Below are 16,658 nucleotides of genomic sequence, written 5' to 3' on the forward strand. Positions count from 1 at the left end.
CCGGGGTCAGGAGTCGCGGCGAGGCCCCGTCGAGGCGCGCGGGACGAACTCCGTCGGCAGATCGTCGGCCCGCTCCGGAGGCTCCTCGTCGCCGAGCACCCGGCGGACCGCCCGCTCGCCCATCCGGCCCAGCGGTGCGCTGATGGTCGACAGCGGCGGCGAGGTGAAGTCGCTCCCGAAGATGTCGTCGAAGCCGATGATGCTGAGCTGCTCCGGGATCGCGACGCCCGACTCCTGAGCCGCGCGCATCAGTCCGATGGCGACCAGGTCGTTGTAGGCGATCACCGCGCCGACGCCGGAGGCGGTCACCCTCGCGAGCGCGCTCCTCCCGCCCTCGAGGGTCGAGACGCCCGGCCCGATCTCGACGACCGTCATGCCCCGCTGCGGAGCGCGGTCGAGGAGGAGCTCCCATCGCGCGGCGCTCATCCACGAGTCGGGCGGACCGGCGATGAAGGCGAGGGAGCGGTGGCCGAGGGCCGCGAGGTGGTCGAGCGCGGCGTCGATCCCGGGGGCGAGATCGGGCACGATCCCCGCGACGCCGGGGACCACGCGGTTGAGGACGACGACCGGGATGCGCCCGGCCAGCGCGATGATCTCCTCGTCGCTGAGGCGGGTGCTGACGAGGACGAGCCCGTCGGTGGAGGCGGCGATGCGGTCGGCCGCCTCGGCCTCGCGCTCCCCGGACTCCTGCGACTCGGCGAGGATCATCGTGAAGCCGCGGAGCGACGCCGCCCGCTCCGCTCCGCGCACGGCGGGGAAGAAGGCCGGGTTGGTGATGTCGGCCACCAGCAGCCCGAGGGTCGAGGTGCGGCCCGTCGGCAGCGCGCGCGCCATCGGGTTGAGCCGGTAGCCCAGCTCCTTCGCGGCGGCGCGGATCCGCTGCTCGGTCGCGGCGTTCAGCCGTCCGGGCGTGCTCAGCCCGCGGGAGACGGTGGAGGGGGCGACGCCGGCGAGTCGGGCGACGTCGTAGATCGTCGTCGCGGAGCGGCCGCGGCGTCTCGCGGCGGAGGGGCCGGTGGGCGCGTCTTCGCTGGGCACGATCGCGGTCTTCTCTCGAGGGGCACGGCGGCGGACGGGGCGCCGTCCGCCGCCCATGCTGCCACAGGGCCGAGAAGCCCGCCCGGCCCGTCGCTCGCGTCCGGGTCGGGCCGGATCGGGGAGCCCGCGCTCCGGGAGGCCGCCGTCGCCGGTCGGCCGCCCACCGCTCCGGCCCCTCCAGCGCGGGTCCGCGCGGCTCCGCCCCGTCAGCTCCGCTCCGGGAAGGCCCCCTCCTTGCGGATGCGCTCGTTGAGCGCCGCCAGGAACACGCCCTCGTCGAGGTCGAGCGGTACCTCGCGTCCCGTCCAGCTCGAGTAGTGGATGGCGTTGGCGAGCCGGACCCCGAGGATCCCCTCCGCCCCGGGTGCGAGCAGCGGCGTGCCGTGCAGGATGCTGTCCGCGAAGTCCTGCAGGACGGCCGTGTGCTGCTCGCCCCAGACCGACGCCGACTCGATCCGCTCCGTCGTGGAGAGGCCCGCGGTGTCGTAGCGACCGCTGAGCAGGAGGCCCACGTCCTCGGCGCTGAGGGCGGCGCTGACCTCGCGCTCGGGGGCGTTCAGCCGGGTGATCGTCGCGACCCGGGAGTCGTCGACGACGATCCGGCCGCGGTCGCCGATGATCTCGAGGCGGTCGGTGCCGATCGGGTCGTGCGTCGTGGTGACCAGCACGCCGGTCGTGCCCCCGCCGAAGTCGGCGAGCACCGTCACCTCGTCCTCCACCGCGATGTCGCGGCACCGCCCGTAGCCGGCCTTGGCGACCACCGACTCCGGCACTCCGCACAGCCACTGCCACAGGTCGAGCTGGTGGGGCGCCTGGTTGACCAGGACGCCTCCGCCCTCGCCTCCCCAGGTCGCGCGCCACGCGCTCTGGTCGAAGTAGGCCTGCGGCCGCCACCAGGTCGTGATGATCCAGTTCGAGCGCAGGATCCGGCCGATCCCGCCCTCGTCGACGACCTCCTTGAGCCGGCGGTAGAGCGGGTTCGCCCGCTGGTTGAACATGATCGCGAAGCGCTGACCGGGACGGGCGGCGGCGGCCTCGTTCAGCTCCGCGACCTGCGCGGCGTAGACGCCCGCCGGCTTGTCGACCAGCACGTGCAGCCCGTGCTCGAGAGCGTCGATGCCGATCCCGGGGTGGAGGTAGTGCGGAGTGCAGACGACGACGGCGTCGACCTCCCCGCTCGCGAGGAGGGAGCGGTGGTCGGCGTGGAAGGACGCTCCGGGCGCGAGCGCGGCGGCCGCCGCCTCCCGGGCGGGGTCGACGTCGGCGACGGCGGTGACGACGAGGTCGCGCACCCTGCCGTCGGCGAGGAAGCGGGCGTAGGAGGAGCCCTGGGCGCCGAATCCGATGATGCCGAGGCGGACGGTGGTCATGGAAGGAGTCCTTCGTTCGGGGTGGAGTGGGGGATCCGCGCGGGCGCGCTCGGGGCGTAGGCGGCCTGGACGATCGCGAGCGACCTCGCCGCCTCGCGGGGCGAGATCCAGAAGGGCTCGTCCTCGCCGAGGCGGGCGTAGAAGTCGTGCACGAGCAGCTCGTGCGAGGCGCCCCAGTACGAGCGCCCGCCGGATCGGCGCTCCGTGTCCGGGACGACCTCGACGGATCCGTCGTCGCGCCGCACGGTGAGGGCACCGCGCAGCGAGACGATGGCGCGCTCGGTGCGCAGGCGGAGCTCGACCGGCTCGTCCCACGCGTTCGCCACGGTCGCGTAGAGGACGCTGCGCGCGCCGGAGGCGTGGGTGAGCACCAGGTCGGCGGTGTCCTCGACCTCGATCGGCAGCAGGCGCGTGGAGGCGGAGCCGCTCACCGCGACCACCTCGCCGAGGAGCCACTGCAGGAGGTCGACGGTGTGGATCGCCTGGTTCATCAGCATCCCGCCGCCGCCCTCGGCCCGCATCCCGCGCCAGGGGCGGTCGAGGTAGTAGCCGGGAGCGCGGTGCCAGAGCACGGTCGCGGCCGCACCTGTCACGGCACCCAGGGAGCCGGACGCCAGCAGCTCGCGGAGGCGCTGCACGGGCGGGTTGTAGCGGTTCTGGAAGCAGACGCCGATGCGCGCCCCGCCCCGCTCGGCCGCGGCGATCACCTGCTCGCCCTCGGCGACGGAGGAGGCGAGCGGCTTCTCGAGGAGCACCGCGACGCCGCGGTCCAGGGCCGCGACCGCCAGCGCGGCGTGCGTGCTGTGCGGAGTGCAGACGTGCACGACGTCGGGGCGGACGGAGTCGAGCATCCGGACCGCCTCGGGGAAGCCCGGCACCGCGTGCCTCTCGGCGGCCGCGGCGAGCCGGCCCGGGTCGGTGTCGCAGACCGCCACCAGCTCCGCGCCGGGTGCGGTGCCGATCGCCGCGAGGTGGACGGAGGAGATGTCGCCGCAGCCGATCACCGCCGCGCGGACGGTCATCGCAGGTCGATCCCGAGCGAGGAGGCGAGCCCCCGGAAGGCCCGAGCGGCCACTCCGAACGACTCGGGGCCGGAGAATCCGCCGAGGGCGTCCGTGATCGCGAGGTGCGGCTCCAGCGAGGCGACGCCCGTCCAGCCGTCGTCGCGCAGGGCGGTGAGCGTCTCGCGCAGCTGGCCGTCGCCCTCGCCGGCGGGCACCACGGTGCCGGTCGCGGCCACCGCGTCCTTCACCTGCAGGTAGTCGACGTAGGGCCGCAGCGCCGTCCAGCCGTCGTCGAAGGGCCGTACCCCGCACTGCACGAAGTTCGCGTTGTCCCAGGCGAGGCGCAGGGCGGGCGAGCCGACGGACTCGACCAGGTCGAGGATCCGCTCGGGGACGTCGCCGTAGATGTCCTTCTCGTTCTCGTGCAGCAGCATCACGCCCTCGCGCTCGGCGCGATCGGCGAGCCTGCGCATGCGCAGCAGGACGTCGTCGCGGATGCTCTCGACCGGCACTCCCTCGCCCCGGTAGAACGAGAAGACGCGGATGCTCGGTGTGCCGAGGGCGTGCGCGGCGCGGATGACGCGGTCGAGGCGCGCCACCTCGAGCTCGGGGTCGAGGGCGACGTCGACCTTGCCGATGGGCGAGGCGACGGCCGAGACGGACTGGCCGCCGCGCTCGAGCACGGCGGCCAGGCGGGCGAGGCGCTCGTCGTCGAGGTCGACGACGTTCCGGCCCCAGGCGCTGCGCACCTCGATGCTGTGCGCGCCGAGCGCTCGGAGGACGGCGACCTGGACGACCGGGTCGGGGTCGATCTCGTCGCCGAAGCCGGAGAGGGTCCAGGGTGCGGGGTTCGCGGGTGCGGTGGTCACGGTGCGTGCCTCGTTCTCGTCGTCGGGAACCGGCGCGCAGGAGCGCCGCCGTGCCACGACCATACGCGTATTGGCAACCGATTGACAAGATCGGAGGCGCGCCTCTACCGTCGGGGGCGTTCCGGGCCGCGGAGACGCCGGCCCCCACCGCGACCGGGAGGACTGCCGTGACCAGGATCGGCGTGCAGGCGATGATGCTGAAGGACGCGTTCGCCTCGGCGGGCGCCTTCGCGACGCTCCGGGAGGTCCGAGCGATCGGCTACCGGTCGGTGGAGATCTCGCAGATCCCGCTGACGGCGGCCACCGTGGCCGAGCTGCAGCGGGCGCGGGACGAGCTCGGCGTCGAGATCGCGGCGATCTCGGCGGGCCTGGCACCGGGGGACTCCCCGGGCGCCGCGCTCGAGGGCGGGCTCGCCGGGATCGTCTCCGACGCCCGCGCGCTCGGCACGCGCACGGTCCGGATCGGCATGCTGCCCGCCTCCGCGGCGGCCTCGCCGGCCGCTCTGCTCGACTTCGCCGACCGCTGCCAGACCGCCGCGGCGAGGCTCCGCGACGACGGGCTGCGGCTGCTGCTCCACAACCACCACCACGAGTTCGCGCGGCACGGCGGCCGCCTCCTGCTCGACGTCGTCGCCGACCGGGCTCCGCTGCTGGGGCTCGAGCTCGACGTGCACTGGGTGCAGCGGGGCGGGCTCGATCCCGTGACGACGCTGCGCCGGTACGGGGAGCGCGTCGCCCTGGTGCACCTGAAGGACTACCGGGTCGGGCCGCCCGCCGACATGTCCGGCGGGTGGTCCGTGCACGCCTTCACCTCGAACGTGCAGTTCGCCGAGGTGGGGGAGGGAAACCTCGACTTCCCGGGGATCATCGGGACGAGCCTCGCGCTCGGCGTCGACCACCTCCTCGTCGAGCAGGACGAGCGCTACGGGCGGAGCGCGCTCGACTGCCTGCGGACCTCGCACGCGAACCTCGTCGCGATGGGCTTCTCGGACCTGTTCTGAGGAGCGGCCGAGGCTCCTCCCCAGGGATCGGAGCGGCCCGTTCTCCACCGCTCAGGGGCCCGGGTCCCCGCCGCGTCGGGCGCGACGGCATGCTCGACCCGTCGACGGAGGAGGTGGTGGCGGTGGTCGTTCCGGACAGTGTGCTCGGCGTGACGGCGCTCGTCGCGCTGGTGCTGTCCGGGGTGCTCCACGCCTCCGTGCGGGTCTGGGCGGCGGGGTCCCGCTGGACGACCGCACGGTCTCCGCGCGCCTGTTCAGGGCGGTCCTGGTGATCATCGCGCTCGACACGGCGTACCTCGTCGTGGCCGGCGAGGAGCTCTTCGCATCCGGGCGCAGCCCCGGAGAAGAAGCAGCCGGATCCGCCGGGGTCCGCCTCCGCTCCGCGGAGCGGAGGACAATGGAGGGACCCCCAGCGAAGGAGACCACCGTGGATCAGCCGCGCATGAACGTCGAGTCGTTCAACCTCGACCACCGCACCGTCGCAGCGCCGTACGTGCGCCTCGCCGACGCGAAGACGCTGCCCGGAGGCGACCACCTCGTCAAGTACGACGTGCGCTTCACCCAGCCCAACCGCGGGCACCTCGAGATGCCCACCGTGCACTCGCTCGAGCACCTGTTCGCCGAGAAGTCCCGCAACCACTCCGACCGCGTGATCGACTTCTCGCCGATGGGCTGCCAGACCGGCTTCTACCTGCTCCTCTCGGGCGAGCCCGAGCTCTCCGAGGTGCTCGGCCTGGTCGAGGCGACGCTCCAGGACATCACCGAGGCCGACGAGGTCCCGGCCGCCAACGAGACCCAGTGCGGCTGGGGCGCCAACCACTCCCTCGAGGGGGCGCAGGAGGCGGCGCGCACGTTCCTCGCGCACCGCTCGGAGTGGGAGACGGTCACCGCGTGAGCACGGCGATCGTCCTGGTCGCGATGGACGAGGAGGCCGCGCCGTTCCTCGCCGCCGCGTCCAGCGCCTCCGAGCCGCGCGCCGTCGGCAACGCGCTGCAGTGGGAGCTCGAGCTCGACTCCCGCGCGGTGCTGCTCGTCCGCACCGGCATCGGCCTCGTCAACGCGGCCGGCGGTCTCACCGCAGCGATCCTGCGGGAGGGCGGCTCCCGGCCGCTCGTGGTGAGCGCGGGGACCGCCGGCGGCCTGGGCGCCGACGTCCGCGTGGGCGAGGTCGTGATCGGCGCCGAGTACGTGCAGACCGACGCCGATGCGCGGGCGTTCGGCTACGCGCTCGGGCAGGTCCCGGGGATGCCCGCCCGCTACTCCGGGGACGACGCGGCGCTCGCCGCGGAGCTCGAGCTGCTGGAGGGGCCGCCGGTGCGCCGCGGCCTGATCGTCTCGAGCGACGTCTTCGTCTCGAGCGCCCACGTGGACCGCGTGCGGAACGACTTCCCCGGCGCGCTCGCCACCGACATGGAATCAGTCGCCCTCGCGCAGACGGCGCACGTGCACGGGCTGCCGTTCGTCTCGGTCCGCGGGATCTCGGACCTCTGCGCCCCCGGCGAGTTCGAGGCGCACGTCGACGACGCGGCCGATCGCTCCGTCGCCGTGGTGCGGGCGCTGCTGCGCGGGCTCGGCGACCGGGACTGATGGACGGGCGGCCCTCCGCGACAGCGCGGAAGGGCCGCCCGGCGGTCAGTCGTTGCCGACGTGCTGGTCGCCGGCCTCCTGGGCCTTGTCGACCTGGCCGGCGAACTTCCCGCCGGTCGCGGAGTCGGCGGCGTCGCCCGCCTTGTCGAGTCCCTTGTCGGTCAGCTCCTCGCCCTTGTCGCTGTTCACGGCGTTCTTCGCCTTGTCCGCGAGTCCTCCGAGATCCACCATGGGGTCGTTCCTTCCGTCGATGAGCGCCCGTCGAGCAACGGGCCGCCGCCAGTCTCCGCCGCTCGGCGAGGATCTGCGCGGGGTTGCGTCTCACGGCCGCGCCGAGGACGATGCGCCTCCGGCCCGGCCCGTCAGCCCGCTGCGCCGAGCCCCGTCACCGCACCGGCGATCGCCGTCGTCTCCTCGCCGTCCGGCCAGCGCAGCCGCACGCCCGGCTCCGTGACGACGCTCCCCACCGCGGCCGTCGCGGTCCAGGGTGTGCCCATCCTCGACTCCCCCCGCCGGTCGGCGGTGATCATCGCGAAGCCGGGGAAGCAGCCGAGCCAGTCGGCGGTGCCGGCCGCCTCGGGGACGGGGACCGCCGCGAGGTCGATCACCGCTCCTCCTCCGCTGGCCTCGGCGAGCATGCCGGCCGTCCCCACCAGCCCGGCCATGCTCACGTCCTTCGCCGCCCTCGGCCGCGCGAGTCCGACGGAGGCGGCCATCGCCCGGAGCTCCTCCGCGCGCCGGGACGACGTCGAGTCCCACTGGGCGCCCGCGAAGCCGGGCCGCCAGCCGCCGCCGAGGTCGGCCGTCAGCGAGAGCTCGTCGCCCGGAGCGGCCGCGCCCGGCACCGGCGCCGCGGTACGGCCGAGACCGGTGACGCTCAGGGCCGCCGGCACTCCGAGCTGGGTGTGCCCGCCGAGCACGGGGACGCCCCAGGCGGCGGAGGCGGCCCGCAGACCGCTCACGATGCGCGCGGCGGCGGCCGCGTCGCGAGCGCCGATCGCGTCCATCAGCCCGATGCCGGTCGCGCCCATCGCGGTGAGGTCGTTGACGTTGACCAGCACCGAGCACCACCCCGCCCACTCCGGGTGGCGCTCCACCATGGACGGGACGATCGCGTCGCAGACGGCGATCAGGTCGCTGCCCGGGACCGGTGCTCCGTCGTCGCCGACGAAGCCGGCCCCACCGAGGCCCCCCTCGGCCGCCAGCGGAGCCAGAAGGGCGCCGAGGGCCGCCTTGGCCGCGGTGGCCGCCCGGTCGAGCCGGTCGACCGGCCAGCGCATCCGGGCGTGCTCGACTCGGGCGACGGTGCTCGTGCCGATCCTCCGCCAGCCGAGCCGCCGGAACAGCACCTCGTTGCGCAGCTGCACCGAGGCCTCGAAGCGGAGCACCCCGCGCGCCTCCGCCTCCGCGCAGGCCGCGCGCACGAGGGCGGCACCGATCCCGGAGCCGCCCCGCGCCTCGCGCGCCACCACCAGGCGGCTGCCGGTCCACCAGCCCAGATCGCGTCCGCCGCCGACAGGCGCGATCCGGACCCCGCCGAGCACCGCGCCGTCCGGAGCCACCGCGACGAGCACCACCGAGCGCGGATCGTCGTCGGCGTCGTCGTGGTCGTCGCCCGCGAACAGCCCCTGCTCGGCGACGAACACCTCGCGCCGCAGGGCCCGGTGCGCGGCGAGCTCGCGCTCCTCCGCCCGCACCACCGTGAACGCAGGCGCGACCCGAACACCCTCGAGGATCGAGAGCTCCACCATCAGGCGCCGGCCGTCTTCAGGACGCCGCAGGCCCCGCACGCCGCGCAGCCCGCACTCTGCCCGCTGCTCAGCATCCCGGCCTCGATCAGGAGCGCGGCGACCTCGGCGCTGACCCGCTCCAGCAGTGACCCGGCCGGCGGGAGCACGTGGTCGACCTCGGTCGCCAGGGTCCCGCGCAGCGGACGGAAGGGCACCACGAAGGGGTAGACCCCCATCCCGATCAGCTCGCGGGCGCTCGTGACCAGCTCGTCCGGGTCCTCGCCGAGGCCCACCAGGAGGTAGGTCGAGACCTGGTTGCGGCCGAAGATCCGCACTGCCTCGCGCCACGCCCAGCGGTACTCGTCCAGGCTGACCCGCGCCTTGCCCGGGGTCCAGCGCTGCCGCACCGCGTCGTCCATCGACTCCACGTGGATGCCGATCGAGACGGCGCCCGCGTCCTTCAGCGCCTGCAGCGCCGAGACGTCGGAGGGCGGCTCGCACTGCACCTGGATCGGCAGCCCGGGGACCGCCGCGAGCACCGCGCGGACGCAGCGCGCGAGGTGGGCCGCTCCGCGGTCGCGGCCCTTGGAGGTGCCGGTGGTCATCACCATCTGGCGCACGCCGTCGAGGCGGACCGCCGCCTCCGCGACCTCGGCGAGCTGGGCCGGGGTCTTGACCGCGATGGTCGCACCGGCTTCGAGCGAGGCCTCGATCGCGCAGAAGCGGCAGCGCTCCGCCTCGTCATAGCGCATGCAGGTCTGGACGACGGTGGTCGCGAGGATGTCACGGCCGTGCAGCCGGGCGATCTTCTCGTAGGAGACGCCGTCGGCGGTGTCGAGATCGTAGAAGCGCGGGCGGCGGACGGGAGTCACGTCCAGGCCGATGTCGGCGCCCTCGAGCAGGAGGCGGTTCCCGCTCACCACGTAGGGGCTGTCGGGGTTCACCGGGATCGCGGCGCCCAGGCCGCCGAGCATCACGTGCCCGTCGTCGCTCGGGCCGGCGCCGGCCTCGCGGTGCACCGGTGCCTCGACGCGGATGCCCTGCAGGGCGATGTCGACGCGAGTGCGGAGGGCGGAGGGGCCGGTGCGGCGGATCCCGGTCGAGTGCGCCCCGCCCGGGGAGTGCGCCCCGCCGACCGGGTGCGGGCCGGCGGCCGGGTGCGCCGCACCGGTTGCCGGCGGCGAGGACGCGGGGGAGGGACTGCGGAGATCGGTCACGAGGACTCCTTCGTGGCACCGCGGAGCGGGCCGGACGGGCCGCGCACAGCGGCGGCCGGGATGTCGGTGCGGTCGTCTCACCCCCCAGTCAAGGCGCCTCGTGTTTCGCCCTCGTGACGGGAGGAACGCGGTCTCGTTACGGATCCGCCGTCACGGGAGCTTCTTCCGGTGGAAACCACTCCGAAACATCCCGGCCGTTGACTGGACGCGTTCCACTCCGCACCACTGCTCCACCCCGGCGGACGTCGTCCCGCGTCGTCTCAGCGCATCCCGCCGGAGCCATGCACTCGCACGCCGCTTCGGCGGACCGACACCAGGAGGAACCATGTCCGTCTCCCAGGAGATCGAAGACCAGGTCAGCGCCAACATCGAGATGTCGCGCTCCGAGATCGCCCACCCGGCGCTCCCGAAGGGCAGCAACCTCTACGGCTCCACCAAGGTCTTCCCCGACTACCAGGCCGAGCCCGGGGAGTCGTACCTGACCCTCGTGCACGGCATCGCCCACGAGTCCTCGGTCAGCTTCGTCGCAGTGCTCCAGGCCACCCGCGCGGCGCGGAAGGGCTACGAGTCCGCGCTCTACTTCTACGGGCCCGGCACCATCAACGCGATGGCCACCCGCGGCTTCCCGACGGTCGGCGACTCCGGATTCCCCGGCGAGCAGAACCTCAACAACGCCATCGAGACCTTCATCCAGGAGGGGAACCGCGTCTTCGTCTGCCGGTTCGGCATGGCGCTCCACGGCCTCCGCGAGGAGGACCTGATCGAGGGCTGCATCCCCTGCCACCCGCTCGACGTGCAGGACGCGCTCATCCACTACGCCCGCAAGGGCGCGATCATCAACTCCACCTACAACCTGTAGGCGATCGCGATGACCCTCGTCGGATCGGTCGCGGCGAACTTCACCCGCGACCTGGATCAGAACTACGCGCTCATCGCCTCCCTGGCCGAGGAGGCCCGCGAGAGGGGAGTGCGCTTCCTGGTGCTCCCCGAGGCCGCGATCGGCGGCTACCTCTCCTCGCTCGGCAACCACGGCGACACGGTCGCCACCACCCGCCGCTCCCTCCCGCCGGCGGTGCGCCTGGACGGGCCGGAGCTGCGGCGGGTGCAGGAGATCGTCGGCGACCTGGTGGTGGCGATCGGCTTCTGCGAGCTCGACGACGACGGCGAGACCCGCTACAACGCGGCCGCGCTCCTGGACGGCGGGCAGGTCTACGGCAGCTACCGGAAGGTGCACCAGCCGCTGGGCGAGCACCTCTCGTACTCGCCGGGCCCGGGCTACGGCACCTTCGAGACGCCGGTCGGCCGGGTGGGCCTGCAGATCTGCTACGACAAGGCGTTCCCCGAGGCGGCGCGGTCGATGGCGCTGGACGGCGCCGAGATCATCGCCTCGCTCTCGGCGTGGCCGGCCGCTCGGACGGCGACGGCCGAGAACCTGCAGGAGGACCGCTGGACGTACCGGTTCAATCAGTTCGACATCGCCCGCGCCCTCGACAATCAGGTGTTCTGGCTCGCCTCGAACCAGTCGGGGACCTTCGGCTCGCTCCGCTACGTCGGGAACGCGAAGGTCGTCGATCCCGGCGGCAACGTGCTCGCGACGACGCTGCTCGGAGCAGGCATGGCCGTCGCCGACATCGACGTGCGCGGCGCCTTCGAGGCGATGCGCGGCGGGATGTTCCACCTGCGCGACCGGCGGCCCGACGCCTACGACATCGACCGGGTCTGGAACGGAGGACTCGTCCATGCCTGAGATGACCTTCCACGTCCGCTGGCCGGACGGCTCGGAGGAGCGCTGCTACTCGCCGAGCCTGGTCGTGCACGAGTTCCTCGGGACCGGGACCGCCTACTCGCTCGAGGACTTCGTCGCCCGTTCGAGTGAGGCGCTGCGCATCGCGTCGGACCGGGTGCGGGAGCGGTTCGGGTTCGCCTGCACCTCCGCGATGCAGCAGGAGTCCGACATCCTCCGCACGGCGCAGCGCTTCGAGGGCGGCACGGTCAGGGTGCTCGCGATGGAGCCGCCCGCTCCGGCCGGGCAGCGGGTGCGGCCGTGAGCGCCGCTATCGAGCCCGGGCGCCACGTCGAGGTCGCGGTGGTCGGAGGCGGGCAGGCCGGGCTCTCGATCAGCCGGCACCTGGTCGACGACGGCATCGAGCACGTCGTGCTCGAGCGCGCGACCATCGGCCACGACTGGATCGACCGCCGCTGGGACGCCTTCACCCTCGTCACGCCGAACTGGCAGTGCCGCCTCCCCGGGTACCCCTACGACGGGCCGGACCCGGACGGATTCATGACGCGCGACGAGGTGCACGCGTGGGTGCGCCGCTACGCGCAGAGCTTCGACGCCCCCGTGGTCGAGGGCGTGGAGGTGAGCCGGCTCCGCGAGCGCGCCGGGGGAGGTTTCGAGCTGATCACGAGCGCGGGCGCGATCACGGCCGACCAGGTCGTCGTGGCGACCGGCGGCTACCACCGCCCGGTCCTCCCCGCCGTCGCCGCGCGGCTGCCGTCGGACGTGCTGCAGCTCCACTCCGCCGACTACCGCTCGCCGGAGGCGCTCCCGCCCGGCGGCGTGCTCGTCGTCGGCTCCGGGCAGTCGGGCGCGCAGATCGCCGAGGACCTCTTCCTCGCCGGGCGCGAGGTCCACCTCGCCCTCGGCAGCGCGCCGCGGGTGGCGCGCTTCTACCGGGGCCGCGACTGCGTCGCCTGGCTCCAGGACATGGGCGTGTACGACGTGCCCGTCCACGCGCAGGTCGGCGGGCTCACCAAGCGGGAGTCGACCAACCACTACGTGACGGGGCGCGGGGGCGGGCGGGACATCGACCTGCGCGCCTTCGCCCGCGACGGGATGCACCTCTACGGCCGACTGGCCGGGGTGGAGGGGTCCCGGCTGCGCTTCGCCCCCACGGCGGAGGCGTCGCTCGACTACGCGGACTCGGTCGCGGAGTCGATCAAGGACGACATCGACCGCTACATCGCGGCGCACGGCATCGACGCTCCCGAGGAGGACCGCTGCCGTCCGGTCTGGCGGCCGGAGTCCGAGGCGACCGGGCTCGACCTCGCGCGCATCGGCAGCGTCGTCTGGGCGGTCGGGTTCCGCTCCGACTATCGCTGGGTCGAGATCGGCGTGTTCGACGGCGCCGGCCATCCCACCCACCAGCGCGGAGTGACGAGCGTGCCGGGCCTGTCGTTCCTCGGGCTGCCGTGGCTGCACACCTGGGGGTCCGGCCGCTTCGAGGCGATCGCCCGCGATGCGGGGCACCTGGCGGAGGAGGTCCGGCGAGTGCGCGAGGCGGGGCGCTTCGCTCGGGAGCGCGAGCCGGATCTCGCCGGATAGCCTCCTCGCATGACGGAGACGGTGATGGGTGCGGTCGCAGCGCACTTCGGTCGCGACATCGACCGCACCCTCGCCAAGCTCGCCGGCATCATCGCTCACGCCCGCGAGCGCTCGGTCGACCTGCTCGTGCTCCCGGACGCGACCCTCGGCGGCTACCTGCTCGACCTCCAGCACCCCGGGCCGGACCTGCCGCCGAGCCTTGAGCTCGATGGGCCGGAGGTCGCCCGCGTGGCCGAGCTGGCGGGCGATCTCACCGTGTGCTTCGGGATCGCGGAGCGCGCGCTCGAGGGCGGTCGCGAGGTCCGCTACGACACCGCGGTCTGCGTGCACGGCGGGCGCGTGATCGGCACGCACCGCAAGGTCCACCTGCCGCTGGGCGAGTCCGAGGCGTACCTGCCGGGTCGCGGCTTCGCCGCCTTCGACTCGCCGATCGGGAGGATGGGGATGCTGATCGACTTCGACAAGACCTTCCCGGAGTCCTCGCGCTCGCTGGCCCTCGACGGCGCGGAGGTGCTGGCCTGCCTCAGCGCGTGGCCCGCGAGCGTGACCGACCGCTCCGATCGGATCCGCAACGACCGCCAGGCCCACCTGTTCGATCTCTACGACTGCGCCCGCGCCGCCGAGAACCAGGTCTACCTCGTCTCCTCGAACCAGACCGGCGTGCTCGGCGGCCTGCGGTTCCTCGGGCAGGCGAAGGTCGTGGATCCGGCGGGAGAGATCATCGCGAAGACCTGGGCGAAGGGCGGGCTCGCGCTCGCCTCCGCTGACGTCGCCGGCTCCGTCGCCCGCGCCCGCCGCACGATGCACCACCTCCGCGACCGCGCGGAGCACGCCTACCGGAGCTGAGATGCGGATCTGCCTGCTGACCTACTCCACCCGGCCGCGCGGCGGGGTGGTGCACACCCTCGCCCTCGCCGAGGCGCTCGCGCGCGCCGGACACGACGTCACGGTGCGCACGCTCGCCCGGGGCGGCGACGACTCCTTCTTCCGCCCCGTCGATCCGTGCGTGACCGTGCGGGTGGTGCCCTTTCCGCACCGCGAGGGCGAGCCGGTCGGCGCCCGCATCGTCCGGTCCATCGCCGCGATGGCCGAGGCCCTGCGGGGCGAGGACGCACCGGTCGTCCACGCGCAGGACTGCATCTCGGCCAACGCGGCGCTCGCCGCCGGACTCGCGCCGATCCGCACGATCCACCACCTGGACGACTTCACCACCCCGGAGCTGCGCGCCTGCCACGACCGCGCCGTCCGGCTCCCCCTGACCCGGCTGTGCGTGTCCGCTGCGGTCGCTGAGGAGGTGCGCGCCGGCTGGGGGCTGCTGCCCGACGTGATCCCGAACGGTGTCGACGCGGCGCGGTTCGCGGCCGCCGTCGACGATCCGCTGACCGGGGGGTGGCGGGCCGAGCTCGGCCCGTACCTCCTCGCCCTCGGCGGCATCGAGCCGCGGAAGGGCAGCATCGAGCTGCTCGAGGCGTGGGCTCTGCTGCGCGAGCGCGGCCACGACGTCGCGCTGGTGTTCGGCGGCGGCGAGACCCTGTTCGACTACCGCGAGTACCGGGCCGCCTTCGACCGGAGGGCGGCCGAGCTCGGGATCGCTCCGGTGATCCTCGGCACCGTTCCGGAGGAGAGGCTCGCTCCGCTCGTCGCCGGCGCCTCCGCGCTGGGCTTCATCTCGGTGAAGGAGGGGTTCGGGCTGGCGGCGATGGAGGCGCTCGCCGCGGGGGTGCCGGTCGTGGCGCGGGAGCTGCCGGTGATCCACGAGGTGTTCGGGGACGCGGTCCGCTACGGGCGGGACCCCGCCTCCTTCGCCGACGCGCTGGAGGAGGCCCTGACGCTGCCCTCGCCGGACGGCCGGGCCCTGGCCGCCTCGCACTCCTGGGACGACGTCGCGGCCGCGCATCTGCGATTCTACGAGCGGGTGCTCGACGGCTCGGTTCAGAGCTCAGGAGGAACTCCTCCGGACGGGCCGGGATCCGCGCGAGCAGGCGTGCCCGGATGACTCCGTCCTGCCGCCTGGACACGATCGGGCGCCGCCGGTGACCCGCCGGTCGATCTCGCGCATCGTCACCGGTCTCGCCGACGCCGATCCCGACCGGATCGTCGCCGTGGCCGACGAGGGCGCGCTGACGGCGGGGGAGCTCGACCGCGAGAGCACCCGCCTCGCCCGCGCCTACCGCGATCTCGGCGTCCGGACCGACGACCTCGTCACCGTCTCGCTCTCGAACTCGCTGGACGCGCTCGTCGTCTGCGCGGCGGTCTGGAAGGCGGGCGCCGTGCCGCAGCCGGTCTCGACCGGGCTGTCGGCGGCGGAGCGCGCCGAGGTGGAGCGGATCGCGCGGCCGGCGCTCGTCATCGGCGCGCCCTCCTCCTCCGCTGTCCCGTGGCGCGCGGGCGACTGGCGGCCCGGGCCGGAGGTGCCGGCCGGCTCGCTCGAGGACCGGTGGGCCTCGTCCTGGAAGGCGCCCACCTCCTCCGGCAGCACGGGGCGACCGAAGGTGGTGCTGGCCGCGGGCCCGGCGCTGCTGGATCCGGACGCGCCGGTCGCGCCGTTCCTGCCGCGCGAGGGCGTGCAGCTGGTGAGCGGCCCGCTGATGCACTCGGCGACCTTCACCTACGCCTTCCGCGGGCTGATGACCGGGCAGCGCCTGGTGCTGCTGCCGCGGTTCGACGCCGCCCGGGTCCTCGCGGCGATCGAGGAGCACCGCGTCACCTGGACCCTGCTCGTCCCGACCACGATCCGCCGCCTGCTGGCTGCGCCCGAGCGGTCGGGGGCGGACGTGTCCTCGCTCGCGACGGTGCTGCACCTCGGAGCGCCCTGCGCGCCCGCCGACAAGCGGGCGCTGATCGGCTGGCTCGGCCCGGAGCGGGTGGTCGAGGTCTATGCGGGCAGCGAGTCGAACGGACTGACGATGATCACGGGCCGGGAGTGGCTGGAGCACCCGGGCAGTGTCGGACGGCCGATCAGCGGGACGACCCTGCGCATCCTGCGGGAGGACGGCACGGAGGCTCCGACCGGCGAGCTCGGCCGCATCTGGCTGCACCGCGGCGAGGCCCCCGCCTACCGCTACCTCGGCGCGGGCTCGCGGCGGACGGAGGAGGGCTGGGACACCCTCGGCGACGTCGGCCGCGTCGACGGGGACGGGTGGCTCTGGGTGGTCGACCGCGCCGACGATCTGATCCTCCGGGGCGGAGTGAGCGTCTGGCCGGCCGAGGTCGAGCGGGTGCTGGAGGCCCTGCCCGGAGTCCGCGGGGCGGTCGCCTTCGGCGTGCCGGACACGGAGCTGGGGCAGGCGATGGAGGCGGTCGTCGACGTGGGCGACGCGGGCGTGGACCCGGCCGGTCTGCTCGCTCGGGCGAACGCCGAGCTGGGCGCTGAGCGGCGCCTCCGGGCCCTCCGGATCGTGCACGAGCCCGTTCGGAGCGACGCGGGCAAGGTCCGTCGCTCCGCGCTCGCCCCCGTGGCGCAGACGCTCGGGACCCACCGTTCCGCCGGCACCCCGGATGGGCCAGAGTAGGC

17 protein-coding genes are annotated in these 16,658 nt (G+C 74.3%); 10 read left to right on the plus strand and 7 right to left on the minus strand.

The window, feature by feature from the left end; genetic code table 11:
- Window positions 1–6 precede the first annotated feature (6 nt).
- From C5C37_RS11625 to C5C37_RS11640, 4 genes are all read right to left on the minus strand, one after another.
- A complete protein-coding gene (locus C5C37_RS11625; protein WP_159940282.1) occupies window positions 7–1,038 on the minus strand; it encodes a LacI family DNA-binding transcriptional regulator in 1,032 nt (343 codons plus the stop codon).
- Between the two features lie 206 nt (window positions 1,039–1,244).
- Window positions 1,245–2,408 (minus strand): Gfo/Idh/MocA family protein, encoded by a 1,164-nt coding sequence (locus tag C5C37_RS11630; protein ID WP_104338966.1) that lies wholly within the window; start codon window positions 2,406–2,408, stop codon window positions 1,245–1,247.
- Entirely contained in the window at window positions 2,405–3,430 is a 1,026-nt protein-coding gene (locus C5C37_RS11635) for a Gfo/Idh/MocA family protein (RefSeq protein ID WP_104262590.1), read from the minus strand. The genes C5C37_RS11630 and C5C37_RS11635 overlap by 4 nt, the downstream gene beginning before the upstream one ends.
- Window positions 3,427–4,281 carry a sugar phosphate isomerase/epimerase gene (locus tag C5C37_RS11640; RefSeq protein WP_258074122.1) on the minus strand — a complete coding sequence of 285 codons (855 nt, stop codon included), beginning with the start codon at window positions 4,279–4,281 and terminating at the stop codon, window positions 3,427–3,429. The genes C5C37_RS11635 and C5C37_RS11640 overlap by 4 nt, the downstream gene beginning before the upstream one ends.
- A gap of 167 nt (window positions 4,282–4,448) precedes the next feature.
- On the opposite strand from C5C37_RS11640, the gene C5C37_RS11645 reads away from it, so the two are divergent.
- The 3 genes from C5C37_RS11645 (at window position 4,449) to mtnN (ending at window position 6,869) form a co-directional block, all read left to right on the plus strand.
- Window positions 4,449–5,282: a sugar phosphate isomerase/epimerase gene (locus C5C37_RS11645; RefSeq protein ID WP_258074123.1), complete on the plus strand. Its 834-nt coding sequence runs from the start codon at window positions 4,449–4,451 to the stop codon at window positions 5,280–5,282.
- A gap of 397 nt (window positions 5,283–5,679) precedes the next feature.
- Window positions 5,680–6,177 carry an S-ribosylhomocysteine lyase gene (locus C5C37_RS11655; RefSeq protein WP_308470742.1) on the plus strand — a complete coding sequence of 166 codons (498 nt, stop codon included), beginning with the start codon at window positions 5,680–5,682 and terminating at the stop codon, window positions 6,175–6,177.
- A complete protein-coding gene (gene mtnN, locus C5C37_RS11660; protein WP_258059322.1) occupies window positions 6,174–6,869 on the plus strand; it encodes a 5'-methylthioadenosine/S-adenosylhomocysteine nucleosidase in 696 nt (231 codons plus the stop codon). The genes C5C37_RS11655 and mtnN overlap by 4 nt, the downstream gene beginning before the upstream one ends.
- Before the next feature lie 45 nt (window positions 6,870–6,914).
- On the opposite strand, the gene C5C37_RS11665 is transcribed toward mtnN, so the two are convergent.
- From C5C37_RS11665 to C5C37_RS11675, 3 genes are all read right to left on the minus strand, one after another.
- Window positions 6,915–7,100: an antitoxin gene (locus tag C5C37_RS11665; protein ID WP_104222638.1), complete on the minus strand. Its 186-nt coding sequence runs from the start codon at window positions 7,098–7,100 to the stop codon at window positions 6,915–6,917.
- A 131-nt stretch (window positions 7,101–7,231) separates the two neighbouring features.
- Window positions 7,232–8,620, minus strand: coding sequence for an MSMEG_0567/sll0787 family protein (locus C5C37_RS11670; protein ID WP_104338968.1), 1,389 nt, complete (start codon window positions 8,618–8,620; stop codon window positions 7,232–7,234).
- The gene (locus C5C37_RS11675; protein WP_258059779.1) at window positions 8,620–9,816 is read right to left on the minus strand and encodes an MSMEG_0568 family radical SAM protein; all 1,197 of its coding nucleotides are present in this window, start codon (window positions 9,814–9,816) and stop codon (window positions 8,620–8,622) included. Before C5C37_RS11675 ends, C5C37_RS11670 begins: the two co-directional genes overlap by 1 nt.
- 325 nt (window positions 9,817–10,141) lie before the next feature.
- Here C5C37_RS11675 and C5C37_RS11680 point away from each other — a divergent pair, with 325 nt between their 5' ends.
- The 7 genes from C5C37_RS11680 to C5C37_RS11710 are packed head-to-tail and all read left to right on the plus strand — an operon-like array spanning window position 10,142 to window position 16,656.
- On the plus strand, window positions 10,142–10,675 hold the full coding sequence (locus C5C37_RS11680; RefSeq protein ID WP_104222636.1) for an MSMEG_0572/Sll0783 family nitrogen starvation response protein: 534 nt from the start codon (window positions 10,142–10,144) through the stop codon (window positions 10,673–10,675).
- A 9-nt stretch (window positions 10,676–10,684) separates the two neighbouring features.
- Window positions 10,685–11,563 carry a carbon-nitrogen hydrolase family protein gene (locus C5C37_RS11685; RefSeq protein ID WP_104222635.1) on the plus strand — a complete coding sequence of 293 codons (879 nt, stop codon included), beginning with the start codon at window positions 10,685–10,687 and terminating at the stop codon, window positions 11,561–11,563.
- Complete coding sequence (locus C5C37_RS11690) at window positions 11,556–11,864, plus strand: MSMEG_0570 family nitrogen starvation response protein (RefSeq protein WP_104222634.1); 309 nt, start codon at window positions 11,556–11,558, stop codon at window positions 11,862–11,864. Before C5C37_RS11685 ends, C5C37_RS11690 begins: the two co-directional genes overlap by 8 nt.
- Window positions 11,861–13,144 carry an MSMEG_0569 family flavin-dependent oxidoreductase gene (locus tag C5C37_RS11695; RefSeq protein WP_219812201.1) on the plus strand — a complete coding sequence of 428 codons (1,284 nt, stop codon included), beginning with the start codon at window positions 11,861–11,863 and terminating at the stop codon, window positions 13,142–13,144. Before C5C37_RS11690 ends, C5C37_RS11695 begins: the two co-directional genes overlap by 4 nt.
- 9 nt (window positions 13,145–13,153) lie before the next feature.
- On the plus strand, window positions 13,154–13,990 hold the full coding sequence (locus C5C37_RS11700; protein WP_104222633.1) for a carbon-nitrogen hydrolase family protein: 837 nt from the start codon (window positions 13,154–13,156) through the stop codon (window positions 13,988–13,990).
- A 1-nt stretch (window position 13,991) separates the two neighbouring features.
- A complete protein-coding gene (locus C5C37_RS11705; RefSeq protein ID WP_104338969.1) occupies window positions 13,992–15,140 on the plus strand; it encodes an MSMEG_0565 family glycosyltransferase in 1,149 nt (382 codons plus the stop codon).
- A 37-nt stretch (window positions 15,141–15,177) separates the two neighbouring features.
- Window positions 15,178–16,656, plus strand: coding sequence for an AMP-binding protein (locus tag C5C37_RS11710; RefSeq protein ID WP_104338970.1), 1,479 nt, complete (start codon window positions 15,178–15,180; stop codon window positions 16,654–16,656).
- The last annotated feature ends 2 nt before the right edge of the window (window positions 16,657–16,658 follow it).

This window comes from Rathayibacter sp. AY1F9 (assembly GCF_002932155.1).
Classification (GTDB): Bacteria; Actinomycetota; Actinomycetes; order Actinomycetales; family Microbacteriaceae; genus Rathayibacter.